This window comes from Actinomadura sp. NTSP31, from assembly GCF_041951385.1.
Classification (GTDB): domain Bacteria; phylum Actinomycetota; class Actinomycetes; order Streptosporangiales; family Streptosporangiaceae; genus Spirillospora; species Spirillospora napierensis.
Genome location: NZ_JBGNUT010000016.1, coordinates 148,579 through 175,101 on the forward strand (window position 1 = coordinate 148,579; position 26,523 = coordinate 175,101).

The window sequence follows — 26,523 nt, forward strand, 5'->3', positions numbered from 1 at the left end:
TCATCTCGCCCGGGGACGCCACCGGCCCGGGATGCCGTCTGGAATGTCGTGTGTAACAGTGGAGGGCATGGTGGACACGTCGGGTGAGGACGCGGCCCGGTCCGCTGCCGCCCTCGACGACGCCGCGTTCGCGCTGATGAGCGTATGGTCGCACGCGCACAACGCGCCGGACGTGCCGGTCCCGTCGACGCAGCTCAGGGCGCTGTTCATCCTGGAGCGCGGGCCGGTCAACATCAGCCGCCTGGCCACCGGGCTGGACGCGCTGGTGTCGTCGGCGAGCCGGCTGTGCGACCGGCTGGAGGGGGCCGGGCTGCTGATCCGCGACCCGGGCCGGGACCGCCGCGAGGTCACCGTCCGGCTCACCCCGGACGGGCAGGCGCTGCTGGACCGGCTGCGGCAGCGGCGGCGCGCGGAGCTCGCCGGGGTGCTGGACGCGATGCCGGCCCCGGCGCGGGCGGCGCTGCTGTGGGGCCTCGCGGAGTTCCGCGAGGCGGCGTCCGGCCGCGACGCCGACGGCGGCTCGTTCCCCATGCTGGCCTGACCCCCTTCCCCGCGGGTTCCGTCATCTCCCCAGAATCCACCTTGCCCGCCGCAAAGTCCTACAATTGCCAAATCTCCCGGTAAACGGAAAACAGACGGCAATTATTCGGTCACTTCATCGGACACGCCGCGCTCTTTTTCGGCGTTTACCCAACACGGGCTGTGACCACTACTAGCATCCGGCTCCATGGCGAATGACAATGCCTTTCCCGATCGGCCGGGCCGGAAGGCCGGAATGTCCGCCGGGAGGCCGCGATGACCGAACGCCGCTCCCGCGCCGCTCCCGCCGTGCGGGCGCCCAGGCGCGCCGCGCTGGCGGCGGGCGCGCTCGCGACGGGCGCGGGGCTGCTGCTGGGCGGCTGCGGGCACTCCTCCGCCAACTCGGCGTCCGCCGGGGACGGCGCCAGGCGCGCCACGCCCCCGGCGCAGGCCCCGGCGGGAGGCACCGCACAGGCCCCCGAGGCCACCACGTTCGCCCGCCTCAAGGGCGCCCCGCGCGACACCGAGCCCGGCCGCTCCACGGGCGGGCTCGTCGTCCATCCCGCCAAGCCCGTCCCCGTGCTCGACAAGCCCGGCGGGCGGACGGTCGCCACGCTGCCCACCCAGGAGCTGGGCGGCCCGACCTGGGTGCCCGTGGTGCAGAGCTCCGGGGACTGGCGGCGCGTGCTGCTGCCCAGCCGGCCCAACCGGGCCAGCGGCTGGATCTCCGGCACCACCGAGGGCCTGCTCACCGCGCACACGCCCTACACCGTCAGGGTCGACCTGTCGCAGCGCCGGCTCACCCTGCTCAAGTCGGGCAAGGCCGCCGGCTCCTGGACGGTCGCGGTCGGCGGCGCGAAGACCCCGACGCCGACCGGCCGCACCTTCCTGCTGGCCGACCTCGCCCCCGCCAAGAAGACGCCCAGCCCGCTGGTGCTGCCGCTCGGCACGCACTCGGCCACCCTGGACACCTTCGGCGGCGGCCCCGGGACCGTCGCGCTGCACGGCTGGCCCGACCGCTCCGTGTTCGGCAAGGCCGTCACGCACGGCTGCGTGCGCGTGCCCCAGGACGCGCTGCGGTCCCTGGCCAAGGTCCCGCTCGGAAGCCTCGTGTTCATCGACGCGTGAGCCGACCCCGCTGATCACCGCCCCGCGCGGCCGTCCCGTCCGCCCGGACTCCACACACGATCGGAGACGATCCATGCACGCCTTCAGACGCATGACCACCGCCGGCCTGCTCGCCGCCGGCCTCGGCACCGCCGGCCTCACCGCCGCCGCCGTCCCGGCCGGCGCGTCCGCGCCGTCCGACCCGGTCGGCTCCGCCTACGGGCTGGCCGTCAGCGGCCCGCTCGGCGCCGTCCCGCCGGTGCCCGCCGTCTCGTCCGAGCGCGGCGCCGCGCACAAGAGCCTGCTGCGCGAGGACCACACCAAGTTCGTCCGGGCCTCCGCGCTGAACGTGGACGCGACGCCGGCGAACGCCCGCTCCAACGTCTCCGACCTGGCCGTCCCGACCGCGAAGCTGGCGGCGGACGCGGTGAGCGCCACCTGCCGCGACGGCCGGGGCGGCGCGCACCTGACGCAGGCGGTCGTCGCGGGCAAGCGGCTGGACGCCACGCCGCCGCCCAACACGACCGTCCCGGTGGACGTCGAGGGCGTCGGGCGCACCTCGCTCGTCCTCAACAAGCAGCAGCAGATGCCGGACGGGCGGCTCGCCGTCACCGCCATGCAGCTGAACCTGCCCGGCGGCAAGGGCGCCGTGCGGGTCGCGTCCGCCACCTGCGGCCGCGCCGCCGCGCAGCGTCCCGCCGAGGCGCCGGCGCCGAAGCCGGTCAGGCACCACGACCTCGCGGTCACCGGCTGACCGTTCCGGACGCGGACGGCCCGGCGGTGCCCACCGCCGGGCCGTTCGCGCGAAATGGCGCGTGCGGCTTTCCGCGTCAGACGGCGAACGATTTCTCGAAATGCACGATCGCCCCGTTCCGCTGGACGCGATCGAGAATATGGACTTCCTCGGTGAGCGCCCGCATCAGCTGCAGGCCCCGCCCGTGCTCGGCGCCCGGCGGCGCCGGCGGGGCGTCCCAGCCCGGGGCGGTCCGCGCGGCGTCACCGCCCTCGGTCGTGCTGACGACGGCGCCCCCGTCGATGACCTCGACGACGCACTTGGCCCCGTCCATCCGCGCCCTGACCTCGTAGGCCCTGCCCGCCGTCGCGTGCTGGATCACGTTCGCGCACGCCTCGCCCAACGCCAGCGCGATGTCGGCGCGGACCTCCGGCGGGACGCCGAGGCCGCGCAGGGAGGCGTCGAGCGTATGCCTCACCAGCGGAGCGCTCTCGGCGTTCCTCGGCAGGGTCATCTCAAGGACGACCTCCATACCATGCGCCTCCGTTCCCTCGCTAGTGGCAAGAATTCCCAATACCGCACATCGGAAACTCCGGCCACCGGCGGGGTCAACGGCGGCGGTCAGCCTTCGTCGGCGCTTCCGGCCAGCTCGCGCTCCTGCGCGGCCTGCTCCTCGTCCAGTCCGCGGAAGTCGGCGCGCCGGTGCTGCTCCTCCTGCTCGTCGATCCAGTGGGCGTGCGCCTCCCAGGCCGCCTGCTTGCTGACCCCGAGCGCGGCCCCGATCTGCGACCACGACGCGCCCGCCTCCCGCGCCGACCGCACCGCGAGCTGCCGCCCGTACACGGCCTTGCGCGCGATGACCTCGCCGAGCGCGAGCATTTCGAGGGTCTCCTCGCGCAGCAGCGGAAGGTCGCCCATGGCGTCCCGCACCCACAGCTCGTTGTGCCGCGCCGTCGCCGACAGCAGCGTGAACTCTTTCTCGATGCCCTCAGGAGTGACCATGTCCCACAGCCTCTCCGTCAACGCACCCTGACGTCAAGTCCTCCTGACGGCCTCCCCCGCCCGCGCCTTCGAGGGTCAGGCGGGGTGGTTCAGGCGGAGGCCGGGGAAGGGCCAGTTCTCGATCTTGAGGAGGTGGCCGGTGCTGGAGGCGGTGACGTAGGCGGTGCGCAGGTCGGGGCCGCCCCAGGTGATGTTGGTGATGCCCGGGTCGCCGTCCACGTCGATGTCGACGAACCGGACGAGGTCGCCCTTCGGGCTGACGATCGAGATCCCGGCGTGCACCATCGACGCCACGCAGACGTTCCCGTGGCCGTCGACGCCGAGCGAGTCGAAGTTGACGTAGTCCGGGGCGGTGTAGAGGAAGTTGCCGCCGCCGGAGCCGCCGAGCGACCGGCCGCCCTTGATCTCGCCGGGGCCGGCGACGTCCCACCACCAGACGCGGGCCGTGTAGGTCTCGCTGACGTAGAGGCGGGTGCCGTCGGGCGACAGGCCGATGCCGTTCGGGCCCTCCATGCCGCCGGCGATCTGCTTGATGGACGAGCCGTCCGCCTTGGCGTAGTAGAGGCGGCCCTTGTCGCCGGTGACGCCGTCGCTCTTGCCGTAGTCGGTGAAGTAGATGCCGCCGTGGGCGTCCACCACCAGGTCGTTGGGGCCGCGCAGCGGGACGCCGTCCGCCTCGGTGTAGAGCGTCTCGACGGAGCCGTCGGCCAGGTCGACGGCCTGGAGGCTGCCGCCCGTGTAGTCGTCGGGGATGCCGCCGGCGAACACGAAGCCGCCGACCTCGAAGCGGCGGAGGCCGCCGGAGTTGGCGATGTAGACGCGCCCGTCCGGGCCGAGCGCGGAGCCGTTCGGGCCGCCGCCGGTCGTCGCGGCGATCGACGTGGTGCCGTCCGGCTTCACGCGGGTGAGGGTGCCGCGGTGGATCTCGACGACCAGCACGTCCCCGTTCGGCAGGACGGTCGGGCCCTCGGGGAACAGCAGGCCGCTCGCGAGCTTGGTGATCTTCATTTTGCTTCCTTTTCGCGGACGGCGCGGACCGGTGGCGGCCGCGGTGCCGGTCGGGCCGAGGACGGCGGCCATGCCGATGCCGGAGATCAGCGCCCGGCGGGTGATCTTCACGCCATGGCCTTCAGGATCCGGCGCGCGGTGGACTGGACGTGGACCTCGTCGGGGCCGTCGTACAGGCGGGCCTCGCGGGCGTGCCGGTACATGCGCGACAGCGGGAGGTCGTCGGTGAGGCCGGCCGCGCCGTGCACCTGGATGGCGCGGTCGATGACGTTGTGCAGCATGCGGGCTCCGACGACCTTGATCGCGCCGATCTCGATGCGGGCTTGGTCGCCCGCGTCGATCTGCTCGGCGGCCTGGAGGGTGAGCAGGCGGGACGCCTGGATCTCGGTGTAGGAGTCGAAGACGTGCTGCTGCATCAGCTGCTTCGCCGAGAGCGGCTCGCCGAACGCGACGCGGGTGCCGAGGCGGGCGCACATCAGCTCGAACGCCCGCTGCGCCTGCCCGAGCCAGCGCATGCAGTGGAAGATCCGGCCGGGGCCGAGCCGGTCCTGGGCGATGACGAAGCCGTGCCCGCGCGGGCCGAGCAGGTTGTCGGCGGGGACGCGGACGTCCTCGTAGGCGACCTCGTAGTGCCCGCCTTCGAGGCCGAGGACGGGCGTCTCGCGGACGATCCGGTAGCCCGGCGTGTCCGTCGGCACGACGATCATGCTGAAGGCGCGGTGCGGGGCCGTCCCCTCGGGCTCGGTGCGGCACATCACGGTGGTGTAGGCGGCCTGCGCGGCGCCCGTGGTGAACCACTTGCGTCCGGTGATGACCCATTCGTCGCCGTCCAGGACGGCCTTCGTCTGGAGCTGCGTCGGGTCGGAGCCCGCGTGGTCGGGTTCGGTCATCGCGAAGCTCGGGGACACCTCGCCCGCGACCATCGGGGCGAGGTAGCGCTCGCGCCAGCGGGGGCTCGCGTACTTGTGCAGCATCAGCGAGTCCTGGAGCGTGAACGTGCCGAGGGCCAGCTGCCCCCATTCGCTGCGTCCCTGGACCTCGTTGACGTAGACGTAGTCGAGGAACGGCAGGCCGCCGCCGCCCAGTTCCTCGGGATGCCCGAGCGCCCAGAGCCCTTCTTTCTTCGCCTCCTCGCGGAGTCGCAGAAGGGTGTCGCGGTCACCGGAATTGAGGGCGGGCTCGGCCGGTTCGACGCGTTCGGTCATGAACGCGTGGACGGCGTCGCGGACGTCCCGCACCCGGTTCGGCACGGGGAACAGCATCAACTGCCCCCGGTGAGGTCGGCGGAGATGTCGCGGGTGCCGTAGCCCTCGGGCGCGGCGACCTCGACGATCGGCTCGGGGCGGTCGTCGAATTCCAGCCGCAGCGCCCGGGACATCGTCGCGTGCATCTCGTACATGCAGGTGATGTAGGTGAGCTGCAGGATCTCCTTGTCGGACAGGTGCTTCTGCAGGATCTCGAAAACCCGGTCGGGGACGCGCCCGCCGTCCAGGACGAGCCCGTCGGTGTAGGCGAGGACGGCCCGCTCCAGTTCCGAATAGCAGTCGGCCGTCTGCCAATGCGGAATGGACTCGATCCGGTCCTCCGACATCCCCAGCGCCCGCATCTGCTTGCAGTGCTGGGAGAACACGAACTGGCTGCCGCGCGCCCAGCCGGCCCGGCACTGCCCGAGTTCGCGCAGCACCGGGTCGAGGGTGGCGTTGCGGTAGAGGGCGAAGCCGCGGACGGCGTGCTTGAACACGTCCGGGTCCTGGGCGAAAACCGTCCACCAGTCGCCGGGCGAGCCGGTCGCGGTGCCGTGGTCGACGGCCGGGTCCCGGTCCGGGGCGAAGAGGTGGTCGTAGAAGAACAGGATGCGCTCGTCGGTGACCTCGGCGCGGGGTACTTCACGCAGACGCGGCATTGCTCTTCTCCTTGGTGGCGGTGCGGTCGGCGGCGGTCTTCGGCGTGTGCGAGACGTCGGACTCGTCGAAGGCGCGGGTCCAGCAGGCGAATTCGAGGAGGATCCCGTCGGGGTCCTGGAAGTAGAAGGAGCGGACGAAGACCTCCTCGTTGAATTCGCGGGCGACGCCCCACTCGCTGTCGTCGTGGTTGAGGATGGGGCTGACCTCGACGCCCTTCTCCTGCAGCCGCGTCCGGTACTCCTCGAACTTCTCGACCGGGACGTGGAACGCGACGTGGTTCATCGACCCGACGGCGCTGAGCAGCTCGCCCTGCTCGGGGCGGGTCTTCGGCGCGGAGATGCCGGGGACGCCGTCGGGCGCGTCCGGGAACCAGAAGAACGCGACGCAGTCGCCGCCGCCGCAGTCGAAGAAGAAGTGCTGGCCCATTCCGGCGGGCAGGTCGAGGGTCTTGATGAGCGGCATGCCGAGGACGCCGGAGTAGAAGTCGATCGTCCGCTGCATGTCGGACGAGACGAGCGCGAGGTGGTTGATTCCGCCGAGCTCGAACTCTTTGTTCGTTGCCATTGGGGGACCTCCTTCAGAGGGGAGCGGCGTAGCGGGTGCGCAGGTCGCGCTTGAGGACCTTGCCCGCGACGTTGCGCGGGAGCTCGGCGACCACCTCGACGCGGCGCGGGACCTTGTAGCCGCCGAGGTGCTCGCGGGCGAAGGCGATGACGTCGCCGGACTTCGCGGACGCGCCGGGCCGCAGCACGACGGCGGCGCAGACGGCCTCGCCCCAGCGCGGGTCGGGGACGCCGAACACGGCGGCGTCCGCGACGTCGGGGTGCCGGTACAGGACCTGTTCGACCTCGCGGGACGCGACGTTCTCGCCGCCCGTGATGATCATGTCCTTGATGCGGTCCACGATGGAGACCATGCCCTCGGCGTCGCGGCGGACAACGTCGCCGGTGCGGAACCAGCCGTCGCGGAACGCCTCGGCGGTCAGCTCGGGCTCGCGCCAGTAGCCGCGCATCACCTGGTCGCAGCGCACGACCATCTCGCCTGGCTCGCCGTCCGGGACGTCGTTGAAGTCCGCGTCGACGATCCGGATGTCGGCGAGGTCCATGACGCGTCCGGCGGCGGCGAGCAGGTGGGTCTCGCCGGCGGCGGCGCGGCGGTGCTCGGCGGTCCCGAAGTACAGGATGTTGCCGCCGAGCTCGCTCATGCCGAAGCCCTGGTAGAAGTCGCAGCCGAGGACCTCCATGCCGCGCCGCAGCACCTCGGCGGGGATCGCGGACGCGCCGTACCCGATCGCCTCCAGCGTGCCGAGGTCGTGGTCCTCGATGCCGGGGTGGTCCAGCAGGAACGCGATCATGGTCGGGGCGAGGCCGGTCTGGGTGACCTTCCAGTCGGCGACGAGGCGCAGGAACGTCGCGTTGTCGTAGGACCGGACGATCCCGACGGTGGCCGAGCGCATGTGGTTGACGAGGACGGCGTACCCGCCGACGTGGCAGAGCGGGAAGCAGAACAGGAAGACGCTGTCGTCGGGGATCTCCCACTGCGCGGCGGAGCTGATCACGCCGGTGACCAGGTTGCGGTGGGTGAGCATGACGCCCTTGGGCGTGCCGGTCGTCCCGCTGGTGTAGACGAGCCAGGCGATGGAGTCCTCGTCGGGGCGGGGCGGCTCGGTCGCGTCCGCTCCGGCGAGGAGGTCGGCGTAGCCGCGGTCGCCGCCGCCGTCGAGCCCGACGACGACCTTGACGCCGGGCATCTCGTGCCGGTGCTCGGTCATGGCGTCGAGGTACTCGCCGCTGACGACCAGGACGGTCGCCTGCGCGTGCTCGACCAGCGCGGTGATCTCGGACGGGTGGAGCCGGTGGTTGAGGAACGTCAGCGCCATCCCGGCGGCGGGGACACCGTAGTAGAGGTCGACGTACTCGGGCCGGTTGCCCGACAGGACGGCCACCCGGTCGCCGGGCTCGGCGATCGTCCGCAGCGCGTTGGCGGCCCGGCGGACCCGGTCCCGCAGCTCCGCGTAGCCGATCACCTGGTCCTCGAACCGGAGCGCGGCGCGGCCGGGATGCTTGCGGGCCGCGTACTCGACGATGTCGCTGATCAGCATGGCCGCACCGGCGCCTCCCCGAAGTTGACTTGACAGTCATATCAACTTGCTCGATGCTCGGATACTGTTCCTGCGAACATCGGGTTGTCAAGCCCCCCGCGGGGCGGCGGCCCCCGGCGAAAGGAACCACGGGATGGCGGACACGGGTGCCGGCGAGAGCCCGCAGGCGCCGCTGACCGAGCGCGGCGCCCGCACCAGGGAGCGCCTCCTCGCCGCGGCCCGCGAGGTCTTCGAGGAGCGCGGCTTCCTCGACACCCGGGTCGCGCACATCGCCCGGCACGCCAGGGTCGCCTACGGCTCCTTCTACACCTACTTCCCGTCCAAGGAGGCCGTCTTCCTCGAGGTCGCCGACCGGCTCTTCGAGGACATGACGCGGCACTCCTTCACCCCCGGCGCCGATCCCGCCGCCCCGGAGCCCGCCGCCCTGGAGCCCGCCGCGCGCATCCGCCGCGCCAACCGCTCCTACTACGAGGCGTACCGGCGCAACGCCAAGATGATGGCGATCATCGAGCAGGTCTCCACGTTCAACGAGGAGTTCCAGGAGATGCGGCGCAAGCACCGCGCCGAGTCCGTCGGACGGTCCGCCCGCGCGATCGAGCGCTGGCAGCGGGCCGGGCTCGTCGACCCCGGCATCGACCCCGAGATGACGGCGCGCGCGCTCGCCGCGATGGTCGACCACTCGCTGTACCTCTGGCTCGTCCAGGGCGACGACACGTCCGACACCGAACGGCTCCTGGACACCCTCGACGCCCTCAACGTCCGGGCCCTCGGCCTGCGCCCCCACCCCTGAGAACTCCCCCGAAGGAGACCCGCGTGCACGAGGAACTCGCCGACCGCTTCATCGCCGCCATCACCGGCGGCGACGCCGACACGCTCCGCTCCCTCTACGCGCCCGGCGCGCTGATCTGGCACAACGGCCCCGGCCCCGGCGGCGGCGCCGAGCAGGGCGTGGACGACAACCTGCGCACGCTCCGCTGGCTGTCGCGCAACCTCGGCGGCTTCCGCTACGAGGAGATCCGCCGGGACGAGCTGCCCGGCGGGTACGTCCAGCGGCACGTCCTGCGCGGCACCCTCCCGGACGGGGCGCCCCTGGAGATCGCCGCGTGCCTGTTCGTCACCGTGGACGGCTCCGGGCGCATCGCCCGCATCGAGGAGTACGCCGACACCCGCGGCAGCGACCCGCTGCGCGACCTCGCCGCCGCCCAGCGCGCGGCCCGCGCGTGACCGCGGTCGAGTCCGCGCTCGCCGCCCGGCTCGGCGCGGACGTGACGGACCCGCACCGGCTCTCCGGCGGCGCGAGCCGCGAGACCTGGTCGTTCGACGCGGACGGGCGCCCGCTCGTCCTGCGCCGCGACCCGCCGGGGTCGCCCGACCCGGACGCGATGGCGCGCGAGGCGGCGCTGCTGGCGTCCGCCGCCCGCGCCGGCGTCCCGGTCCCCTCGCTGGTCGACCACGGCGACGACCTGGCCGGCGCGCCCTTCATGATCATGGAGCGGCTGTCCGGCGAGACGATCCCGCGCCGGCTGCTGCGCGACGAGGCGTTCGCCGCGGTCCGCCCGCGGCTGGCCCGCGACCTCGGCGGCATCCTCGCCCGCCTGCACACGATGGCGCCCGTCCCCGGCCTGCCCGAGGAGGACCCGCTCACCGCGATCACCGCCTACTACGCGGCGTTCGACGAGCCGCGCCCCGCCGTGGAACTGGCGCTGCGCTGGCTGCGCGAGCACCGCCCGCCCGCGTCCGGGCGCCGCACGGTCGTGCACGGCGACTTCCGCAACGGCAACCTGATGATCGCTCCGGACGGCGTCACCGGCGTCCTGGACTGGGAGCTCGCCCACCTCGGCGACCCCGCCGAGGACCTCGGCTGGCTCTGCGTGAAGGCGTGGCGGTTCGGGTCCCCGCACCCGGTCGGCGGCTTCGGCTCCCGCGACGACCTGCTCGCCGGCTACGCCGAGGCCGGCGGCACCCCGCCCACCCCCGATGAGCTGCACTGGTGGGAGGTCTACGGCACCCTCCGCTGGACGATCCTGTGCCGCCACCAGGCCGAGCGGTTCCTCAGCGGCTCCGACACGTCCATCGAGTACGCCGTGCTGGGACGCAAGGTCTGCGAGCAGGAGCACGACATCCTGCTCGCGCTCGGCCTCACCTCGCCCGTCACCGTCCGGGACCCGCTCGCCGCGACGCCCGGCTCGCCGCCGCACGACCGCCCGAACGCGTCCGCGCTCATCGACGCCGTCGGCGCGTTCCTGCTGGAGGCCGAGCAGCCCGACGAACGGCTGCGCTTCCACGCCCGGGTGGCCGCGTCCGCGCTGCGCATCGCGCGCCGCGAGCTGCTGCTGGGCGAGGCCCACAAGGCCGCGCACGCCACCCGCCTGCGCAAACTGGGCTGCGACACCGACGCCGACCTGGCCGCCGCGATCCGCGACGGCACCCTCGACGACCGCCGCGACGAGGTGGTCGAGGCGATCCGCGCCGCGACCATCGACAAGCTCACCGTGGCCAACCCACGCCACCTCGCACTCCCCGCCTGACGGGCCCCGCCGGGGACGGGCGGCGGCCACGACCAGCGGGTCTCGCCCAACGGTGATCTTCCCGCCGCGGGTCGTACGCCGTCCGTTCATGTCGCGGACGCCCGCGCGCACGAATCGTTCGCCACCCTAACGAACGTGAACACTCCTCGCATGGGCATCCCCCAGCGCCTCGCCGAGCGCATGAGCATGGCGGAGCAGCACGAATACCTGCACTCGAAGTTCTCCCGCCGCGGCCTGCTGCGCGGCGGCGCGGTCGCGGCGGGCGGCCTCGCCGCCGGCGGGCTGCTGTCCGGCACCGCGAACGCGTCGGCGCCGGCGGCCCCGCGGCTGCTGGCCCCCTCCCCCGAGCACGTCGACGGGGCCCTCGTGGCGCCGATCGGCCGGCACCTCGCCTTCGGCGCCGACCCCCGGACGCAGATGACCGTGTCCTGGCAGGTCCCCGTCGCGGTGAAGAACCCGTTCGTGCGCATCGGCACGCACCCGTGGAACCTGTCGAAGCGCATCCCGGCGGAGGTCCGCAGCCTCCACACGCCGGCCGGCGTCGGTTCGAGCCCGAACTACACCCAGTACTACCTGCACGTCCAGCTGAGCAGGCTGCACCCCGGCACGACCTACTACTACGGCGTGGGACACGACGGCTTCGACCCGGCCAGCTCGCACCTCGCCGGGACGGTCGGGACGTTCACCACGGCCCCCGCGAGCCGGTCGAAATTCACCTTCACCGCGTTCGGCGACCAGGGCGTCAGCTACCACGCGCTGGCCAACGACAGCCTGATCCTCGGGCAGAACCCGGCGTTCCACCTGCACGCCGGCGACATCTGCTACGCCGACTCGTCCGGGGCGGGCCAGACGGGCGACACCTTCGACGTGCGGACGTGGGACCAGTTCCTCGCCCAGACCGAGACGGTCGCTAAGCAGGTGCCGTGGATGGTCGGGTACGGCAACCACGACATGGAGGCCTGGTACTCGCCCAACGGCTACGGGGGCGAGGAGGCCCGCTTCCAGCTTCCTGGGAACGGTCCGGACCCGAAGAACCTGCCGAGCGTGTACTCATTCGTGTACGGCAACACCGCGGTCATCTCGCTGGACGCCAACGACGTCTCCTACGAGATCCCCGCGAACCAGGGCCTGTCCAAGGGGAAGCAGACGGCGTGGCTGGAGGCGCAGCTCAAGTCGCTGCGGCAGCGCCGCGACGTCGACTTCATCGTGGTGTTCTTCCACCACTGCGCGTTCTCCACCACGAACCAGCACGCCTCCGAGGGCGGCGCCCGCGACGCGTGGGTGCCGCTGTTCGAGAAGTACCAGGTCGACCTGGTGGTGAACGGGCACAACCACGTCTACGAGCGCACCGACGCCATCAAGGGCAACGCGGTCGGCAAGCAGGTGCCGATCGGCGGCACGGCCCGTCCGGAGAGCGACGGCGTGGTGTACGTGACGGCGGGAGGCGCGGGCAAGAGCCTCTACAGCTTCCCGGTGCCGGACTCCTACGAGGGCAACGAGAAGCCGCTCGACTCCGTGGCCACCTATGTCTGGGACAAGGACCGCAACAAGGTCGCCGAGACCGTGCACTGGTCGCGGGTGCGGTTCACCGGCTACTCGTTCATCCGGGTCGACGTGGCCCCGGCGTCGCGCGGACGGACCTCGACGCTGTCGGTCCGGGCGCTGGCCGAGAACGGCATGGAGATCGACCGGTTCACGATCGCCCGTCCGTCGCGCGCCTGACGCTTGCGTGGCCCGCGCGGCGGACGACGCGCCGCGGGCGGAACCGGCGCGGGTTCCGCCCGCGGCGCCCTCGCCAGGGCGGCCGGGTCAGTCGGGCAGGTCGGTGACGCGGGCGGCGACCAGGCCGAAGATGTCGCCGATCGTGGTGAGGGCGGCGGCGTGCAGCGCGTCGGCCGGGATCGGCGCGCCGTCCGGGCCCGCCAGCGGCCGGGTCGCGCACGCCTCGGCGACGACGGTGGGCCGGTAGCCGAGGTTGAACGCGCCCTGCGCGGTGAACTGGACGCACATGTGGGTCATGAAGCCCGCGAGGACCAGGTCGGGGCCGGCGTCCAGCCGGCTCAGCACGTCCGCCAGGTCGGTCTCGTGGAAGGAGTTCGGAAAGCCCTTCACGACGACCGGCTCGCCGTCCCGGGGCGCGACGCGGGAGTCGATCCGCCCGATCTCGGCGCGGATGTCGTACGGGCTGCCCTCGCCGCCGTCGTTGACGACGTGGACCACCGGCGTCCCGGCCGCGCGGGCGCGGTCGAGGAGCCGGGCGGCGGCGTCCAGGGCGGGGTCGGCGCCGGGCAGCGCCATGACGCCGGTGCGGTAGGTGTTCTGGAAGTCGATCAGGACCAGGGCGCTGGTGGACAGCCTGGGCAGCGCACCGTCCAGGCCGATCACCTGGCGCAGCGTGGTGGAAACGGTCATCTCATTCCTCCTGTGATTCTGGAAATCCGGGCAGCGTGCAGCACCGGCCCGACCGGGCCGGGACGGGGAAACGGTGGTCAGGCGGCCGTGCGGAACCGCCGCCGGTAGGCCGCCGGGGTGGTGCCGAGGCGCCGCCTGAACGCGCGGTGCAGCGTCTCGACCGAGCCGAGCCCGGACGCGCCGGCGACCTGGTCGAGGGGCTCGTCGGTGCCCTCCAGGAGCCGCCGCGCCGCCTCCACCCGCGCCGCCTCCACGAAGGCGGCCGGGGTGGCGCCGGTCTCCCGGCGGAAGACCCGGGCGAAGTGCCGTTCGCTGAGGCACATCCGGTCGGCGAGCGCCGCCGCCGACAGGTCGGCGGCCGGGTTCGCGGTGATCCACGCCCGCAGCTCGTCCAGGTCGCGGCGCTCGGCCGGGGCCTGCCACAGCGGGACGCTGAACTGGCTCTGCCCGCCCTGCCGCTTGAGGTACATCACCAGCTGACGGGCGACGGCGAGGGCGAGCCGCTCGCCGTGGTCCTCGGCGACGAGGGCGAGCGTCAGGTCCATGCAGGCGCTGATGCCGGCGCCCGTCCACACGTTCCCCGACCGGACGTAGATCGGGTCGGGGTCCACGTCGACGTCCGGGTGGTCGGCGGCGAGCCGGTCGGCGGTGGCCCAGTGCGTGGTCGCCGTCCGGCCCGCCAGCAGCCCGGCCGCGGCCAGCAGGTGCGCGCCGACGCACACCGAGGCGACGCGGCGGGCGTGCGCGGCGGTCTCGGCGATCCAGCCGACCAGGTCCGGATCGATCACCGGCGCGCCGTCGCGGTCCACCGCGCCCGGCACCACCAGGGTGTCGACCCGGTCGCCGACCTCCCCGAACGTCAGGTCGGTGGCGACCCGGACGCCGGCGCCGGTGCGCACCTGGCCGCCGTCGGGTCCGGCCAGCAGCACCTCGTAGGGCGTCCCGCCGGACATCTCCCGGTTCGCGAGCGCGAACACCTCCGCGGGCCCGGTGACGTCGAGCAGGTCGACGTCCGGGAACACGGCGACAACGACACGGTGCGGTGCGGACATGAGCCCATTGTCACCGGCGCGCCGCCATGTCCGCCACGACGAGGTTCTGTCACATCCGGACACCCCTGCCCCGGCGCACCGCCGGTATCCGTTCCGTCGATGACCGGCATCCGGAATAACGATCATCCGTGACCTGGTGCCGCGACCGCGCCCTCTGCTTCCTTAGATGACACCCCTGACCTGAGCGAACGCCAGGCATCCACCCGTCGGCCGAAGGTTGTCTCCGTGTGCACCTGCGCATCCCACCCCGCTGAGGGCCCCGCCGAAGCCCCGGCGTCCGAAACCCCGGCTTCCGAGACCACGCGTTCCGGCCGCCGGGCGGTCCTCAGGGCCGCCGTCCTCGGCGGCGGCGCGGCCGCGCTCGCCGGCCTGGCCCCTGCCGCCAGCGCCCAGGCGGCACCCGGTGGCCGCCGCCCCGGCCATCGCGGCACCGAGCTGTTCCTGCTGGGCACCGCCGGCGGGCCGCCGCCGCTCGCGGCCCGCACCGGCATCGCGTCCGCGCTGGTCGTCAACGGCCGCACCTACGTGATCGACGCCGGACGGGCGGCCGTCACCCAGTTCATGCGGGCCGGGCTGTCCATGCCGTCCCTCGCCGCGATCTTCCTGACGCACCTGCACGCCGACCACACCGTGGACCTGTTCTCGTTCCCGCTGCTCAGCGCCGGAGTCGTGGGCAAGCAGGGGTTCCAGAAGCCGATCGACGTGTACGGGCCCGGCTCGGCGGGCCGGCTGCCGGCCGGTCCGCCGCCCGGGTCGCACTGGGTCGAGGCGGACGATCCCGTCCCCGGTATCGCGACCATGCTGCGCCTGTCGAACGCGGCGTTCGCCTACTCCACGAACGGGTTCATCGCCGAGCACATGGGCAGCGACCCGGCCGACTACGTCCGGGCCCACGAGATCCAGCCGCCCGCGTCGGCCGGGGCCGGCGCGACCAACACGGCGCCGAGGATGGACCCGTTCCCGGTGATGGAGAACGACGACCTCAAGGTCACCGCGATCCTCGTCCCGCACGGGCCGGTGTTCCCCGCGCTCGCCTACCGGATCGAGACCGAGGACGGCGTGATCGTCTTCTCCGGCGACACCGCCCGGTCGCCCAACGTCCCGCGGCTGGCCGACGACGCCGACGTCCTCGTCCACGAGGCCTTCCACCGGGACGCCGTCGCCGCGATCGGCTACCCGCCGGCGGTCGTCGAGCACATCGGCGCCGTCCACACCGAGGTGGGCGAGCTGGGCGCGATCGGCGTCGAGTCGGGAGCCCGGCACATCGTGATCAGCCACATCTCGCCGGCCGATCCGGCGGTCCTCTCGAACGCCGGCTGGCAGAAGGCCGCCGACGCCAGCGCCCGGAAGGCCCGCTACCGCGGCCGCATCACGCTGGGCAACGACCTCGACCGTTTCGACGTCGCGAGGAACCGCCGCTAGCTCGTCAGAAGCCGCCGGCGCGGCCCAGCAGCGCGGGGGCGGGCTCGCCGAGGAGGCCGGCGAGCCACGTCCCGGTCGCGGCGACGGCGTCCATGTCGATGCCGGTCTCGACGCCGCTGCGGTGCAGGGCGTAGAGGAGGTCCTCGGTGGCGATGTTGCCGGTGGCGGCGGGGGCGAACGGGCACCCGCCGAAGCCGCCGGTGCTGGCGTCGAGCGTGGGAACGCCCAGGTCGACGGCCGTGAGCGCGTTGGCGTAGCCGGTGTTGCGCGTGTTGTGGAAGTGGAAGCGCAGCGGGGTGCCGGGGGCGGCGTCGCCGACGCGCGCGGTGAGGTCGCGGACCTGCGCCGGGACGCCCACGCCGATCGTGTCGGCGATCGCGATCTCCGCCGCGCCGGCGGCGTGCGCGCGGCGGGCGATCTCGGCGACGCGCTCGGGCGGCGTCTCGCCCTCGAACGGGCAGCCGAACGCGACGGCGATGGTGACGCCGGCGGGGACGTCCGCGTCGCGTGCGGCGGCGGCGATGTCGTCCCAGACGTCGAGCATTTCCGCCATGGTGCGGCCCTGGTTGCGGACGCTGAAGGTGTCGGACGCGACGAGCACGACGTTCACCTCGTCCACACCCGCCTCAAGGGCGCGGTCGAGGCCGCGCCGGTTGAGGACGAGGCCGCTGTAGGAAACGCCGTCGCGGCGCGGGACCCCGGCCATGACCTCCTCGGCGCCCGCCATCTGCGGCACGCGCTTGGGGTTGACGAACGAGACGGCCTCGATGCGGCGGGCCCCGGCGTCCACGCAGCGGGCGATGAAGGCGATCTTCTCGTCGGGGGTGAGCACGCGGTCTTCGTTCTGCAGCCCGTCGCGCGGCCCCACTTCGAGCACTGTTGTATGCAACCCGGCCTCCAGCTTGCGTGATTCGACCTCGATGCGACTATATTGCATGCAATCAGCGCAGAGGGGGTTCGATGGCACGGGCGACCGACGCCGCCTACGACGCGGTGCGGCGGATGATCCTGTCCGGCGAGGCCCCGGCGGGCAGCCGGCTCGGCGAGGCGGAGCTGGCCGAGACGCTGGGGCTGTCGCGCACGCCCGTCCGGGAGGCGCTGCAGCGGCTCGGCGCGGACGGCCTGGTCGAGGTGCTGCCGCACCGGGGCGCGCGGGTCGTCCGGTGGACCCGGCGGGACCTGGAGGAGATCTTCGAGCTCCGGTCGCTGCTGGAGCCCTACGCGGCGGCGCGCGCGGCCCGCATGGCGCCGGAGCAGGACGTCCTGGCGGACCTGCTGGCCCGGTGCGACGCGATGGAGGCGGCGGTCGCGGACGGCGACCTCACCCGCGTCGCGCAGCTCAACTCGCTGTTCCACGCCGCCGTCATTGAGGCGTCGCAGAACCGGCGGCTCCCGGCGATGCTGACGTCGGTCATGCACGCCCCCCTGATCGTCGGGACGTTCCGCCGCTACGACGCCGGCGCGATGGCCCGCAGCATGAACCACCACCGCGAGCTGGTCGCCGCACTGGCCGCCCGCGACCCCGACTGGGCCGAATCGGTGATGCGCGCCCACATCCGCGCCGCCGCGGCCAACCTGACGACCGAGGAGGAACGATGAACGACGCCGCGCTGGGAGACCTGCGGGTCGTGGAGATGGGCCAGCTGCTCGCGGGCCCGTTCTGCGGGCAGCTGCTCGGCGACTTCGGCGCCGAGGTCGTCAAGATCGAGCCGCCGGGGTCGGGCGACCCGATGCGCGAGTGGGGGCGGGAGAAGCCGCACGGCATGTCGCTGTGGTGGCCGATCCTCGCCCGCAACAAGAAGTCGGTCACGCTGAACCTGCGCACGCCGGAGGGCCAGGCGCTCGCCCGGCGGATCATCGCGCAGGCGGACGTGCTGGTGGAGAACTTCCGCCCCGGCACCCTCGAACGCTGGGGCCTCGCGCCCGCCGACCTGCAGCGGGAGAACCCGCGGCTGATCATCACCCGCGTCACCGGCTACGGGCAGGACGGCCCGTACGCCCCGCGCGCCGGTTTCGGCTCGATCGGCGAGGCGATGGGCGGCATCCGCTACGTCACCGGCGACCCCGACAAGCCGCCGTCCCGCGCGGGCATCTCGCTCGGCGACGAGCTGGCCGGCACGTTCGCCGCGCTCGGCACCCTCGTCGCGCTGCACGCCCGGCACCGGACGGGACGCGGCCAGATCGTCGACTCGGCCCTGTACGAGGCGGTGCTCGCGCTGATGGAGTCGCTCGTCCCGGAGTGGGAGATCGCCGGCTACCAGCGGGAACGCACCGGTTCCGTGCTGCCGAACATCGCGCCGTCCAACGTCTACCCGACGCTGGACGGCCCGGTCCTGATCGCCGCGAACCGCGACACGATCTGGCGCCGGCTCGCCGCGCTGATGGGCCGTCCGGAACTGGCCGACGACGAGCGCTACGCGACGCACGGAGCGCGCGGCGCCAATGCCGAGGAGCTCGACGACCTGATCGGCGCGTGGACGTCCGGCCAGAGCTCCGCCGCGCTGCTCGACCTGCTGCACGAGAACGGCATCCCGGCCGGGCTGACCTACCGCGCCAAGGACATGCTGGCCGACCCGCACTACAAGGCCCGCGAGGCGATCATCCGGATGGCGCACCCCGACTTCGGCGACTTCCCGATGCACAACGTGTTCCCGAAGCTGTCCGAAACCCCGGGCGAGGTCCGCACGCTCGGCCCGTCCCTCGGCGAGCACAACACCGACGTCTACGGCGGCCTCCTCGGCCTGTCCCCCGAGGACATCAAGGCCCTGGAGGCCGCCGGCACCATCTGACGTGCGATCCCGCCCGGACGTCGTGTCCGGGCGGGACGCCGGCATCAGCAGTACTTGGACGAGCCGCTGCCGCCCCACGAGCAGGAGTCCGCCGCCGCGCCGCTCGGGTAGCGGAGGTAGGCGGTGTCACCGGTGTTGTTCCAGACGTAGGCCTTCGAGCCCCAGTACCGGTTCGTCGCGGTGTTCGTCCCCTGCCCCGTGTGCACGTAGACCGACTTGTGCCCCTTGATGGTGAACGAGCCGAACGTGTACGTGTGGCCGGACTTGTCGCGCAGCGTGACCCCCTTGAGCTGCTTCGACGTCGTCGAGGTGTTGTAGAGCTGCACCCACTCGGCGTTCAGCGACGCGTTCGACCGCGTGTCCGTGCCGGGCGAGTTGTAGTAGACCCGGTAGATCTGCACCGGACTCGCGGCCTCCGCCGGCGCCGCCGCCAGCAGCCCCGCCGCCACCGCCCCGGCGATGGCCACGGCCCCCGAAACAACAAGCCTCTTCACCCGAAGATCCCCTTCCGTTCACCAGCGAATGCCTCTTTGTACCGGTATTCGCGGACACATGGTCGGGTGTGGCCATGTGTGGGTCCGGTGCCAACCGCAAGGCCCTCTCGGGCGTCCTCGCGACTCCGTGTTTTCCCTGATGAAGCCCGAAATCGCGGCGTCAGGCCCCCTCGGCCGGCGGAACCGTCCGGGACGGCCTCACAGGGTGATGGCGATCTTCCCGTGGACGTGGCGTCCGGCCTGGAGTGCCACCGCGTCGCGGATCTTCTCGATCGGGAACGTCGCGGCGATCGGCACGGTGAACTCGCCCGCGACGATCGCGTCGGTGATGCGCACCAGCGCGTCCGGTCGCGCGTCGAAGCCGCCGGTCGGGCGCACGCCGCCGGGAGGGGTCGGCCCCGCGGCGATCGTGGAGATCCGCTCGGGCGGGACGCCGAGCGCCAGCGCGGTCTCGGCCGTCTCGGTGCCGAACAGGTCGGTCGCCGCGGTCACGCCACCGGGCGCCAGGGCCCGGACCCGGTCGGCCAGCCCGGCGCCGTAGGCCACGGGCTCGGCGCCCAGCTCCCGCAGGAAATCGAAGGTGCCCTCCGAGGCGGTGCCGATCACCGTGGCGCCGGCGAGCTTCGCGAGCTGGACGGCGAACACGCCCACGCCGCCGGCGGCGCCGCCGATCAGGACGGTGTCGCCGGACCGCAGGTCGATCGCCGCCAGAGCGGCGGCGGCGCTCAGTCCGGCGACCGGAAGCGTGCTCGCCACCTCGTCGCTGACGCCGTCCGGCGTGTGGAAGAGCATCTCAAGCGACTCGGTGGGCGCCTTGAGCACCAGGAAATCGGCGGCGGCCCTGCCCACCGTGCCGCCGTAGACGCGGTCGCCGACGGCGAAACCCGTGGCTCCGGCGCCGACCTCGTCGACGACGCCCGCGAAGTCGGATCCGAAGCCGGCCGGCAGGGCGATGCCGAACCGCGCCGCCACCTCGGGCTGCGCGGCGATGCCCCAGTCCATCGGGTTCAGCCCGACGGCCGTCACGCGGACGCGGACCTCGCCGGGCCCGGCGTGCGGCTCCGGGACCTCGCGCAACTCCAGTACCTCAGGACCTCCGAACGTCTCATGGATGACGGCTCGGCTCATGTCGACCTCCCGCAGGGTGATGGGACTTGGTCTTATCACCGTACACGAGTGATGGGACCAAGTGCCGTACACTGTCCTCATGGCCCGCTGGCAGCCCAACGCGCGGCAGCGACTCGTCGCCGCCGCCCTCGACCTCTTCGCCGAGCGCGGCTACGAGAACACGACGGTGATCGACATCGCGCGGCGCGCCGGCCTGACGAAGAGCACCTTCTTCCGGCACTTCCCCGACAAGCGGGAAGTCCTCTTCGGCGGGGACACGATGACCGGACTCCTCGCCGACGGGATCGCCGCGGCACCGGCGACCGCCACCCCGCTCGAAGCGGTGGCGAACGCCCTGGACGCGGCCGGGCGCGAAGCCTTCACCCCCGCCCGCCGCGAGTTCACCGTCCGCAGGCGGGCGGTGATCGCCACCCACCGGGAACTGCAGGAACGCGAGGCCCTGAAAGGACTCGCCCTCACCGCCGCGATGGCCGGCGCGCTCCAGCGGCGCGGCGTCCCCGACCTGACCTCGCGCGTGGCCGCCGAACTGGGCGCGCTCGCCATGAAGATCGCCTTCGAGCTCTGGAGCGACGCGGCCAACGACGACGACTTCGGCGAACTCGCCCGGCGAACCCTCCGCGACCTACAAGCGGCCACCACCTCCTGCTGACCCGCGACGCGCGTGCGCGGGTCAGGCTTGTTCGGGGTCTTGGCCTTGGGCGGCGCGGCCGCCGTCCACGGGGACGATCGCGCCGTTGATGAAGCTCGCCTCGTCCGACAGCAGGTGGCGGACGGTCGCGGCGACCTCGTCGGGGCGACCGACGCGGCCGAGCGGGTGCAGGGCGCGCATCTCGTCCTCGATCCGGGCGGCGGACGCCGGGTCCTGCGCGGCGAGGTACGCCTCGTAGCGCACGGTGGTGATCGAGCCCAGCGCGACGACGTTCACGCGGACGCCGTGCGGGCCGTAGTCCACGGCGAGGGCGCGGCTGAAGCCCTCGACGGCCGCCTTCGCCGTCGCGTAGGTGAGCGAGCCCCGGACGGGCCGTGCGGCCTGGTGGGACGAGACGTTCACGATCGCGCCGCCCGTGCCGGCGTCCAGGAAGCGCCGGATCGCGGTCAGCGATCCCACGGCGGCCGGGTCGAAGTTCAGTGCCACCAGGTCGAGCACCTCGCGCGGGCCCGGGACGTCCACGGTGGCGGTGCGGAAGACGGCGGCGTTGTTGACCCAGCCCTTGAGGGTGCCCATGGCCTGCGCGGCGTCCGCCGCCCGCGCCGCGACGGCCTCGTCCCGCATGTCGCCGGCGACCGCCGTGACGCGCGGGCCGGTCGCCCAGTCGAGGGCGGACGGGTCCAGGTCGGCCGCCACGACGTGGCCGCCGTCGGCGAGGAGGCGCTCGGCGATGGCCCGGCCGATGCCGCGGGCGGCGCCGGTGACGACATAGGAGAGCTCCACGGACCGGAACGTACCACCGCGTTTGGCCCAGGACGTGGGGGCAGGGGACACCCCGACACGGGTTCCGAGGAGGAAGCGATGACCGACGTCTTCACGGTGCTGGCGAACGACCACACCGAGGTCAAGCAGATGCTCACCGAGCTGGAGGCCGGCTCGGCGGGCGCGTCCAGCGCGTCCGTCCACGGTGCGGACGCGCTCGAGCTGCGCAAGAAGATGGTGGAGCAGCTCATCATCGAGGAGTCCAAGCACGAGGCGGTCGAGGAGGAGTACTTCTGGCCGGCGGTGCGCGAGCTGGTACCGGACGGCGACCGGCTCGCCGACCACGCCGTCGGGCAGGAGCAGGCGGCGAAGAAGGTGCTCAACGACCTGATCGGCCTGGACGCGGGCGAGGCGAGGTTCGAGGAGCTGCTCGCGAACTTCATCACCGACGGCCGCGCGCACATCGCCTTCGAGGAGAACGAGGTGTGGCCGGCGCTGCGCAGGGTCATCACCGACGAGCGGGCGGAGCGGCTCGGCGAGAAGCTGGAGCAGGGCAAGAAGACCGCGCCGACGCGCCCGCACCCGAACACCCCGCCGAAGCCCGGCGTCCTCAAGGCGGCGGGCCCGGCCGTGGCGGCGGCCGACAAGGTCCGCGACAAGATCACCGGCCGGGGCCGGGACTGACGATCCGGGAGGGACGGCCATGACCGACTCGACGCGGCTGGCGCTGGTCACCGGCGCCTCCACCGGCATCGGGCGCGCGCTCGCGGACGAGTTCGCGCGGCACGGCCACCACGTCATCATGGCGGCGGAGGACGCGGAGATCACCGCGGCGGCGCAGGCCGTCGGCGACGCGACGCCCGTCCGGGTCGACCTCGCCCGGCCGCAGGGGGTCGAGGAGCTCTACGCGGCGGTGGGCACCCGCCCGCTGGACGCCGTGGCGATCAACGCGGGCGTCGGCGTGGGCGGCGACTTCGCCCGCGACAACGCGCTCGCCGACGAGCTGAACCTCGTCGACCTGAACGTCCGGTCGGCCGTCCACCTGGCGAAGCTGGTGCTGGACGGCATGGTCCGGCGGGGTGCGGGGCGGGTGCTGTTCACCTCGTCGATCGCCGCGACGTCGCCGGGGCCGTACCTGGCGACGTACGCGGCGTCCAAGGCGTTCCTGTACTCGTTCGCGGAGGCGCTGCGGCACGAGCTGCAGGGCACCGGCGTCACCGTGACGGCGCTGCTGCCCGGCCCCACCGACACCCGGTTCTTCGAGCGGGCCGGGGTGCTCGACACCCGGCTCGGCAAGTCCGGCAAGGACGACCCGGCGGACGTGGCGCGGCAGGCCTACGCGGCCCTCATGGCCGGCAAGGACCACGTCGTCACGGGCTCGGCGCGCAACAAGGTGCAGACGACGGCGTCCAGGGCGATGCCGGAGCCGGTCAAGGCGAAGATGCACGCGCTGATGTCCAAGCCCGGCACCTAGCCGAGGGCGGCCAGCGCGGTCCGCAGTTCTTCGAGCGCCTCGCGCGCGAGGTCGGGGAGCGTCCGCCCGGTGGACGGGTCGGACCAGCGGGCGAAGGCGGCGTCGAAGGCGCGGGCGCCGAGTTCGGCGGCGAGGCCCGCGGCCGGGTCGGGCACGCCGCGCTCGCGGAGCGCGCCGGCCATGGCCGCCGCGAGCCGGGCGTGCTTGAACGCGGCGCGCTCCCGCAGTTCGTCGTTGGCGGCGATGACGGCGAGGAGCCGGGCGGCGAAGTCGCGCTGCCCGTCGGTGAACGTGGCCGCGAGGGCGTCGAGGGCCGCGGCGACCGCCTGCAGCGGCGTGGCCGTGCCGGGCGCCGCGGCGACCGCCTCGCTCAGGATCCGGCTGTGCAGCTCCTGGCCGGCGAACAGCACCTCCCGCTTGTCGGGGAAGTGCCGGAAGAAGGTGGTCTTGGTCAGGCCGGCGCGCTCGGCGATCCCGTTGACGGTGGTGGCGTCGTAGCCCTGCTCGGCGAACAGGTCGGTGGCGGCGCGCACCAGCCGCTCCCGCGCGTTCGGTTCCCATCGGGCCATGGCGGACAGCATAGGTGATGTTACTTGGTACCGTCACACCTGGTACGGTGATGTTACCAAGTCACATCACTGTCAGGGGGAGCCCCTCATGCGCGTCTTCGTCACCGGTGCGAGCGGCCACATCGGATCCGCCGTCGTGCCCGAACTGCTCCAGGCGGGGCACGAGGTCGTCGGCCTGGCCCGCTCCGACGCCTCGGCCGCCGCCGTCCAGGCCCTCGGCGCCCGGGTGCGCCGCGGCGACCTCGCCGACCTGGACGGGCTGCGCGAAGCGGCCGCGGCCGCCGACGCGGTCGTCCACCTCGCGTTCGACCACGCCAGCATCGCCCCCGAGGCCTTCGCCCGCGCGGCCGCCGCCGACCACGCCGTCGTCCAGGCGTTCGGCGACGCGCTGGCCGGCACCGGCAAGACCCTCATGGGCATCGGCTTCAAGCCCACCGGCGACGCGGCCGCCGACGCGACGATCAACGGCAACCCGCGCTCCGCCTCCGCCCGCGCGGTCGCCGCGCTCGCCGACCGCGGCGTCCGGGCCATGCTCGTCGGGATCCCGCCGGTCACGCACAGCGACAGGGACCGGCACGGCTTCGTCCCCCGGATGATCGGGTTCGCCCGCGACACCGGCGTGTCCGGCTACGTCGGCGACGGCGCCAACCACTGGCCCGCCGTCCACACCCTCGACCTCGCCCGCCTCTACCGGCTGGCGCTGGAGAAGGCGCCGGCCGGCGCGCAGCTGTACGCGGCGGCCGAACCGGGCATCCCGGTCCGCGAGATCGCCGAGGCCATCGGACGCCACCTGGACGTCCCGGCCGCGAGCATCCCCGCCGAGCAGGCCGCCGACCACTTCAAGGGCTTCCCGTTCGTCACGTACGACATCACCATGCCGAACGACGAGACCCGCCGGCTGCTCGACTGGGAGCCCGTCCACCCGACCCTGATCGAAGACCTCGACCAGGGCCACTACTTCTGACCGAACCCGGGGAGGGCGGCCGGGGCCCGCGTTCACCGGGGTCCCGGCCGCCCCACCGCCGCCACATACCTCGCGCGTCGCCGGGCACTACGTGTAGTTGTGATCATGGCGCAGGCCCCACGGGTGTGGGGACGGGCGGTCCACGCCCTCACCCGCCGGCTCGGCGGGCCCCGCCAGGCCCGCGTCGTGCTGCTGCTGGCCTGCGTCCTCGCCCTCAACACCGCCGACTCCGGCGTCATCGGCGCGATCGTCGAGGAGCTGCGACGCTCCCTGCACATCGGCAACACCGAGGTCGGCGTCCTGACGGCGGCGCCCTCGCTGGTCGGCGCCGTCGCCACCGTCCCGGTCGGCATGCTCACCGACCGCGTGCCGCGCGTCCCGCTGCTCGCCGGCAGCATCGTGCTGTGGAGCGCCGCCATGGTCGTCGGCGGCCTCGCCACCTCCTACGACTGGCTGCTGACGTCGCGGGTCGCGCTCGGCGCCGTCACCGCGACCGCCGGCCCGACCGTCGCGTCCCTGACCGGCGACCTGTTCCCGCACCAGGAGCGGGCCGGCGTCTACGGGCGGATCCTCGCCGGCGAGCTCGTCGGCGCCGGGTTCGGCCTGGTCGTCGGCGGCAACGTCGCCGCCGCGCTGAGCTGGCGGTTCTCGTTCTGGTTCGTCGCGCTCCTCGGCGTCGCGCTGGCCCTGGCCGTGTGGCGGCTGCTGCCCGAGCCCGGCCGAGGCGCGCAGGGCCGCTCCGCGGGGAGCCCGCGCGGCGGCACGGAGGCCGCCCAGCAGGCGGTGGACGAATCGGACGTCCAGCCCCGCCCGGAGAACGTGCTGGCCGCCGACCCGGCCCGGATGACGCTGCCGCAGGCCGCCCGGCACGTGCTGCGCATCCGGACCAACGTGATCATCATTCTCGTCTCGGCCATCGGCTACTTCTTCTTCGCCGGGCTGCGCACGTTCGCGATGGTCTTCGTCCAGCACCGCTACGGCGTCGGGCGCGCCGGGCTGAGCCTGCTCGTCCCGGTCATCGGCCTCGGCGCCCTGGCGGGCGTCCTCACCTCCGGACGCGTCGCCGACCGCCTCGTCCGGCGGGGCCGGATCGCCGCCCGCGTCCTGGTCCCGAGCGTCGCCTACACCGCGTCCGCGCTGCTGTTCCTGCCCGGCCTGCTGACCGGCTCGGCGTGGATCGCGATGCCGCTGTTCTTCCTCGCCGCCGCCGCGCTCGCCGGCGCCAACCCGCCGCTGGACGCCGTCCGCCTCGACGTCGTCCACTTCCGGCTGTGGGGGCGCGCCGAGAGCATCCGCACGATCCTGCGCATGGCGGGCGAGGCGATCGCGCCCGTCCTGTTCGGCTGGCTGTCCGGGCTGTTCGGCGCCGGCGACCAGTCCGGCACCGGCCTCGACCGGGTGTTCCTGCTCGCGCTCATCCCGCTGCTGGTCAACGGCCTGCTCCTGCTGCGGGCACGGCGCGACTACCCGGCGGACGTCGCGTCCGCCATGGAGTCCGAGCGGCGCTTCCCCGCCGCGTGACCGCTAGATCACCACGCGCCGGGACACCAGCCCGTGCCCCACCTTCGTCCCGTGCCACAGGTCGAACCGGCAGCCCGCCGCGAACGCGTCCTTGCCGACCTGCTCGGTCAGCAGCGTCATCGTCACGATGTGGTCGACGTCGCCCGGCCGCAGCGGCTCCCCGTCGTCGGTCGTCACGACCACCTTGTGGAACGCGTTCGGCTTCGGCTCCGCGCCCTTCTCCCGCAGCGTGAACGGGCAGTTCTGGGCGGGAAGATCGGTCCCGATCACCTCCGCGCACTGCTCGTCCAGCGAAACCAGCGCCATGAACTTCGTGAGCCTCATACCGTCGTCCTCCCCCGAGGTCGCGCCCCACGTCACCGCCGCGCGGCCATCGCCATGAACG

Annotated in this window: 30 protein-coding genes; 15 read left to right on the forward strand and 15 right to left on the reverse strand. The window is 73.3% G+C overall.

Translation table 11 applies throughout. The features are described 5' to 3' along the window. Positions 1–67 precede the first annotated feature (67 nt). From ACA514_RS26590 to ACA514_RS26600, 3 genes are all read left to right on the forward strand, one after another. A complete protein-coding gene (locus tag ACA514_RS26590; RefSeq protein ID WP_375043951.1) occupies positions 68–541 on the forward strand; it encodes a MarR family transcriptional regulator in 474 nt (157 codons plus the stop codon). A 254-nt stretch (positions 542–795) separates the two neighbouring features. After that, positions 796–1,647 carry a L,D-transpeptidase gene (locus ACA514_RS26595; RefSeq protein WP_375043952.1) on the forward strand — a complete coding sequence of 284 codons (852 nt, stop codon included), beginning with the start codon at positions 796–798 and terminating at the stop codon, positions 1,645–1,647. A 73-nt stretch (positions 1,648–1,720) separates the two neighbouring features. Next, the gene (locus tag ACA514_RS26600; protein WP_375043953.1) at positions 1,721–2,380 is read left to right on the forward strand and encodes a choice-of-anchor P family protein; all 660 of its coding nucleotides are present in this window, start codon (positions 1,721–1,723) and stop codon (positions 2,378–2,380) included. 76 nt (positions 2,381–2,456) lie between these two features. On the opposite strand, the gene ACA514_RS26605 is transcribed toward ACA514_RS26600, so the two are convergent. The 7 genes from ACA514_RS26605 to ACA514_RS26635 form a co-directional block, all read right to left on the reverse strand. Further along, positions 2,457–2,891 carry an ATP-binding protein gene (locus ACA514_RS26605; RefSeq protein ID WP_375043954.1) on the reverse strand — a complete coding sequence of 145 codons (435 nt, stop codon included), beginning with the start codon at positions 2,889–2,891 and terminating at the stop codon, positions 2,457–2,459. 89 nt (positions 2,892–2,980) lie between these two features. After that, positions 2,981–3,361 (reverse strand): hypothetical protein, encoded by a 381-nt coding sequence (locus tag ACA514_RS26610; protein ID WP_375043955.1) that lies wholly within the window; start codon positions 3,359–3,361, stop codon positions 2,981–2,983. A gap of 75 nt (positions 3,362–3,436) precedes the next feature. Continuing rightward, complete coding sequence (locus ACA514_RS26615) at positions 3,437–4,480, reverse strand: SMP-30/gluconolactonase/LRE family protein (protein WP_375043956.1); 1,044 nt, start codon at positions 4,478–4,480, stop codon at positions 3,437–3,439. Beyond that, positions 4,477–5,631, reverse strand: coding sequence for an acyl-CoA dehydrogenase family protein (locus tag ACA514_RS26620; protein ID WP_375043957.1), 1,155 nt, complete (start codon positions 5,629–5,631; stop codon positions 4,477–4,479). The genes ACA514_RS26615 and ACA514_RS26620 overlap by 4 nt, the downstream gene beginning before the upstream one ends. Then, positions 5,631–6,272, reverse strand: coding sequence for a carboxymuconolactone decarboxylase family protein (locus ACA514_RS26625; RefSeq protein ID WP_375043958.1), 642 nt, complete (start codon positions 6,270–6,272; stop codon positions 5,631–5,633). The genes ACA514_RS26620 and ACA514_RS26625 overlap by 1 nt, the downstream gene beginning before the upstream one ends. Further along, positions 6,256–6,837 carry a VOC family protein gene (locus tag ACA514_RS26630; protein ID WP_375043959.1) on the reverse strand — a complete coding sequence of 194 codons (582 nt, stop codon included), beginning with the start codon at positions 6,835–6,837 and terminating at the stop codon, positions 6,256–6,258. The genes ACA514_RS26625 and ACA514_RS26630 overlap by 17 nt, the downstream gene beginning before the upstream one ends. A gap of 13 nt (positions 6,838–6,850) precedes the next feature. After that, a complete protein-coding gene (locus ACA514_RS26635; RefSeq protein ID WP_375043960.1) occupies positions 6,851–8,374 on the reverse strand; it encodes a class I adenylate-forming enzyme family protein in 1,524 nt (507 codons plus the stop codon). Between the two features lie 133 nt (positions 8,375–8,507). Between ACA514_RS26635 and ACA514_RS26640 the strand changes: the two genes are divergently transcribed. The 4 genes from ACA514_RS26640 (at position 8,508) to ACA514_RS26655 (ending at position 12,624) form a co-directional block, all read left to right on the forward strand. Continuing rightward, positions 8,508–9,164: a TetR/AcrR family transcriptional regulator gene (locus tag ACA514_RS26640; RefSeq protein ID WP_375043961.1), complete on the forward strand. Its 657-nt coding sequence runs from the start codon at positions 8,508–8,510 to the stop codon at positions 9,162–9,164. 23 nt (positions 9,165–9,187) lie between these two features. Further along, entirely contained in the window at positions 9,188–9,598 is a 411-nt protein-coding gene (locus ACA514_RS26645) for a nuclear transport factor 2 family protein (RefSeq protein WP_375043962.1), read from the forward strand. Continuing rightward, positions 9,595–10,902 carry a phosphotransferase family protein gene (locus ACA514_RS26650; RefSeq protein WP_375043963.1) on the forward strand — a complete coding sequence of 436 codons (1,308 nt, stop codon included), beginning with the start codon at positions 9,595–9,597 and terminating at the stop codon, positions 10,900–10,902. Before ACA514_RS26645 ends, ACA514_RS26650 begins: the two co-directional genes overlap by 4 nt. A gap of 150 nt (positions 10,903–11,052) precedes the next feature. After that, the gene (locus tag ACA514_RS26655) at positions 11,053–12,624 is read left to right on the forward strand and encodes a purple acid phosphatase family protein (protein WP_375043964.1); all 1,572 of its coding nucleotides are present in this window, start codon (positions 11,053–11,055) and stop codon (positions 12,622–12,624) included. 87 nt (positions 12,625–12,711) lie between these two features. On the opposite strand, the gene ACA514_RS26660 is transcribed toward ACA514_RS26655, so the two are convergent. Together ACA514_RS26660 and ACA514_RS26665 are read right to left on the reverse strand one after the other, a co-directional pair. Continuing rightward, a complete protein-coding gene (locus ACA514_RS26660; RefSeq protein WP_375043965.1) occupies positions 12,712–13,314 on the reverse strand; it encodes a cysteine hydrolase family protein in 603 nt (200 codons plus the stop codon). A 77-nt stretch (positions 13,315–13,391) separates the two neighbouring features. After that, on the reverse strand, positions 13,392–14,366 hold the full coding sequence (locus ACA514_RS26665) for a GlxA family transcriptional regulator (protein ID WP_375043966.1): 975 nt from the start codon (positions 14,364–14,366) through the stop codon (positions 13,392–13,394). 225 nt (positions 14,367–14,591) lie between these two features. Here ACA514_RS26665 and ACA514_RS26670 point away from each other — a divergent pair, with 225 nt between their 5' ends. Beyond that, positions 14,592–15,788: an MBL fold metallo-hydrolase gene (locus ACA514_RS26670; protein ID WP_375043967.1), complete on the forward strand. Its 1,197-nt coding sequence runs from the start codon at positions 14,592–14,594 to the stop codon at positions 15,786–15,788. Between the two features lie 4 nt (positions 15,789–15,792). On the opposite strand, the gene ACA514_RS26675 is transcribed toward ACA514_RS26670, so the two are convergent. Beyond that, positions 15,793–16,725: a hydroxymethylglutaryl-CoA lyase gene (locus ACA514_RS26675; RefSeq protein ID WP_375043968.1), complete on the reverse strand. Its 933-nt coding sequence runs from the start codon at positions 16,723–16,725 to the stop codon at positions 15,793–15,795. A 23-nt stretch (positions 16,726–16,748) separates the two neighbouring features. On the opposite strand from ACA514_RS26675, the gene ACA514_RS26680 reads away from it, so the two are divergent. Both ACA514_RS26680 and ACA514_RS26685 read left to right on the forward strand, forming a co-directional pair. Next, positions 16,749–17,387, forward strand: a complete 639-nt coding sequence (locus ACA514_RS26680; protein WP_375043969.1) for a GntR family transcriptional regulator — start codon at positions 16,749–16,751, stop codon at positions 17,385–17,387. Further along, positions 17,384–18,577 (forward strand): CaiB/BaiF CoA transferase family protein, encoded by a 1,194-nt coding sequence (locus ACA514_RS26685; RefSeq protein WP_375043970.1) that lies wholly within the window; start codon positions 17,384–17,386, stop codon positions 18,575–18,577. Before ACA514_RS26680 ends, ACA514_RS26685 begins: the two co-directional genes overlap by 4 nt. A gap of 44 nt (positions 18,578–18,621) precedes the next feature. On the opposite strand, the gene ACA514_RS26690 is transcribed toward ACA514_RS26685, so the two are convergent. Then, on the reverse strand, positions 18,622–19,071 hold the full coding sequence (locus ACA514_RS26690) for a lamin tail domain-containing protein (RefSeq protein ID WP_375043971.1): 450 nt from the start codon (positions 19,069–19,071) through the stop codon (positions 18,622–18,624). 198 nt (positions 19,072–19,269) lie between these two features. Continuing rightward, entirely contained in the window at positions 19,270–20,199 is a 930-nt protein-coding gene (locus ACA514_RS26695) for an NADP-dependent oxidoreductase (RefSeq protein ID WP_375043972.1), read from the reverse strand. 79 nt (positions 20,200–20,278) lie between these two features. Between ACA514_RS26695 and ACA514_RS26700 the strand changes: the two genes are divergently transcribed. Beyond that, positions 20,279–20,848 (forward strand): helix-turn-helix domain-containing protein, encoded by a 570-nt coding sequence (locus ACA514_RS26700; protein ID WP_375043973.1) that lies wholly within the window; start codon positions 20,279–20,281, stop codon positions 20,846–20,848. Positions 20,849–20,869: 21 nt separating this feature from the next. Here ACA514_RS26700 and ACA514_RS26705 read toward each other — a convergent pair whose 3' ends face one another. Beyond that, positions 20,870–21,631, reverse strand: coding sequence for an SDR family NAD(P)-dependent oxidoreductase (locus ACA514_RS26705; RefSeq protein WP_375043974.1), 762 nt, complete (start codon positions 21,629–21,631; stop codon positions 20,870–20,872). A 78-nt stretch (positions 21,632–21,709) separates the two neighbouring features. Here ACA514_RS26705 and ACA514_RS26710 point away from each other — a divergent pair, with 78 nt between their 5' ends. Further along, entirely contained in the window at positions 21,710–22,294 is a 585-nt protein-coding gene (locus ACA514_RS26710; RefSeq protein ID WP_375043975.1) for a hemerythrin domain-containing protein, read from the forward strand. A 19-nt stretch (positions 22,295–22,313) separates the two neighbouring features. Beyond that, positions 22,314–23,084, forward strand: coding sequence for an SDR family NAD(P)-dependent oxidoreductase (locus tag ACA514_RS26715; RefSeq protein WP_375043976.1), 771 nt, complete (start codon positions 22,314–22,316; stop codon positions 23,082–23,084). Here ACA514_RS26715 and ACA514_RS26720 read toward each other — a convergent pair. Then, positions 23,081–23,653, reverse strand: coding sequence for a TetR/AcrR family transcriptional regulator (locus ACA514_RS26720; protein ID WP_375043977.1), 573 nt, complete (start codon positions 23,651–23,653; stop codon positions 23,081–23,083). The genes ACA514_RS26715 and ACA514_RS26720 overlap by 4 nt on opposite strands. An 88-nt stretch (positions 23,654–23,741) precedes the next feature. Between ACA514_RS26720 and ACA514_RS26725 the strand changes: the two genes are divergently transcribed. Both ACA514_RS26725 and ACA514_RS26730 read left to right on the forward strand, forming a co-directional pair. Continuing rightward, positions 23,742–24,617, forward strand: coding sequence for an SDR family oxidoreductase (locus ACA514_RS26725; RefSeq protein ID WP_375043978.1), 876 nt, complete (start codon positions 23,742–23,744; stop codon positions 24,615–24,617). Positions 24,618–24,722: 105 nt separating this feature from the next. After that, a complete protein-coding gene (locus tag ACA514_RS26730) occupies positions 24,723–26,138 on the forward strand; it encodes an MFS transporter (protein ID WP_375043979.1) in 1,416 nt (471 codons plus the stop codon). Between the two features lie 3 nt (positions 26,139–26,141). Here the strand turns inward: ACA514_RS26730 and ACA514_RS26735 are convergent, their stop codons facing one another. Next, complete coding sequence (locus ACA514_RS26735; RefSeq protein WP_375043980.1) at positions 26,142–26,462, reverse strand: hypothetical protein; 321 nt, start codon at positions 26,460–26,462, stop codon at positions 26,142–26,144. Positions 26,463–26,523: the final 61 nt, after the last annotated feature.

Bases quoted from the DNA above. Each gene is read 5' to 3' on its own strand.
- ACA514_RS26710 (WP_375043975.1), top strand. From the start codon at position 21,710: ATGACCGACGTCTTCACGGTGCTGGCGAACGACCACACCGAGGTCAAG.
- ACA514_RS26605 (WP_375043954.1), bottom strand. From the start codon at position 2,891: ATGGAGGTCGTCCTTGAGATGACCCTGCCGAGGAACGCCGAGAGCGCT.
- ACA514_RS26640 (WP_375043961.1), top strand. From the start codon at position 8,508: ATGGCGGACACGGGTGCCGGCGAGAGCCCGCAGGCGCCGCTGACCGAG.
- ACA514_RS26685 (WP_375043970.1), top strand. From the start codon at position 17,384: ATGAACGACGCCGCGCTGGGAGACCTGCGGGTCGTGGAGATGGGCCAG.
- ACA514_RS26725 (WP_375043978.1), top strand. From the start codon at position 23,742: ATGCGCGTCTTCGTCACCGGTGCGAGCGGCCACATCGGATCCGCCGTC.
- ACA514_RS26620 (WP_375043957.1), bottom strand. From the start codon at position 5,631: ATGCTGTTCCCCGTGCCGAACCGGGTGCGGGACGTCCGCGACGCCGTC.
- ACA514_RS26625 (WP_375043958.1), bottom strand. From the start codon at position 6,272: ATGCCGCGTCTGCGTGAAGTACCCCGCGCCGAGGTCACCGACGAGCGC.
- ACA514_RS26715 (WP_375043976.1), top strand. From the start codon at position 22,314: ATGACCGACTCGACGCGGCTGGCGCTGGTCACCGGCGCCTCCACCGGC.
- ACA514_RS26680 (WP_375043969.1), top strand. From the start codon at position 16,749: ATGGCACGGGCGACCGACGCCGCCTACGACGCGGTGCGGCGGATGATC.
- ACA514_RS26735 (WP_375043980.1), bottom strand. From the start codon at position 26,462: ATGAGGCTCACGAAGTTCATGGCGCTGGTTTCGCTGGACGAGCAGTGC.
- ACA514_RS26595 (WP_375043952.1), top strand. From the start codon at position 796: ATGACCGAACGCCGCTCCCGCGCCGCTCCCGCCGTGCGGGCGCCCAGG.
- ACA514_RS26700 (WP_375043973.1), top strand. From the start codon at position 20,279: ATGGCCCGCTGGCAGCCCAACGCGCGGCAGCGACTCGTCGCCGCCGCC.
- ACA514_RS26730 (WP_375043979.1), top strand. From the start codon at position 24,723: ATGGCGCAGGCCCCACGGGTGTGGGGACGGGCGGTCCACGCCCTCACC.
- ACA514_RS26675 (WP_375043968.1), bottom strand. From the start codon at position 16,725: ATGCAATATAGTCGCATCGAGGTCGAATCACGCAAGCTGGAGGCCGGG.
- ACA514_RS26610 (WP_375043955.1), bottom strand. From the start codon at position 3,361: ATGGTCACTCCTGAGGGCATCGAGAAAGAGTTCACGCTGCTGTCGGCG.
- ACA514_RS26635 (WP_375043960.1), bottom strand. From the start codon at position 8,374: ATGCTGATCAGCGACATCGTCGAGTACGCGGCCCGCAAGCATCCCGGC.
- ACA514_RS26660 (WP_375043965.1), bottom strand. From the start codon at position 13,314: ATGACCGTTTCCACCACGCTGCGCCAGGTGATCGGCCTGGACGGTGCG.
- ACA514_RS26695 (WP_375043972.1), bottom strand. From the start codon at position 20,199: ATGAGCCGAGCCGTCATCCATGAGACGTTCGGAGGTCCTGAGGTACTG.
- ACA514_RS26720 (WP_375043977.1), bottom strand. From the start codon at position 23,653: ATGGCCCGATGGGAACCGAACGCGCGGGAGCGGCTGGTGCGCGCCGCC.
- ACA514_RS26665 (WP_375043966.1), bottom strand. From the start codon at position 14,366: ATGTCCGCACCGCACCGTGTCGTTGTCGCCGTGTTCCCGGACGTCGAC.
- ACA514_RS26590 (WP_375043951.1), top strand. From the start codon at position 68: ATGGTGGACACGTCGGGTGAGGACGCGGCCCGGTCCGCTGCCGCCCTC.
- ACA514_RS26655 (WP_375043964.1), top strand. From the start codon at position 11,053: ATGGGCATCCCCCAGCGCCTCGCCGAGCGCATGAGCATGGCGGAGCAG.
- ACA514_RS26630 (WP_375043959.1), bottom strand. From the start codon at position 6,837: ATGGCAACGAACAAAGAGTTCGAGCTCGGCGGAATCAACCACCTCGCG.
- ACA514_RS26600 (WP_375043953.1), top strand. From the start codon at position 1,721: ATGCACGCCTTCAGACGCATGACCACCGCCGGCCTGCTCGCCGCCGGC.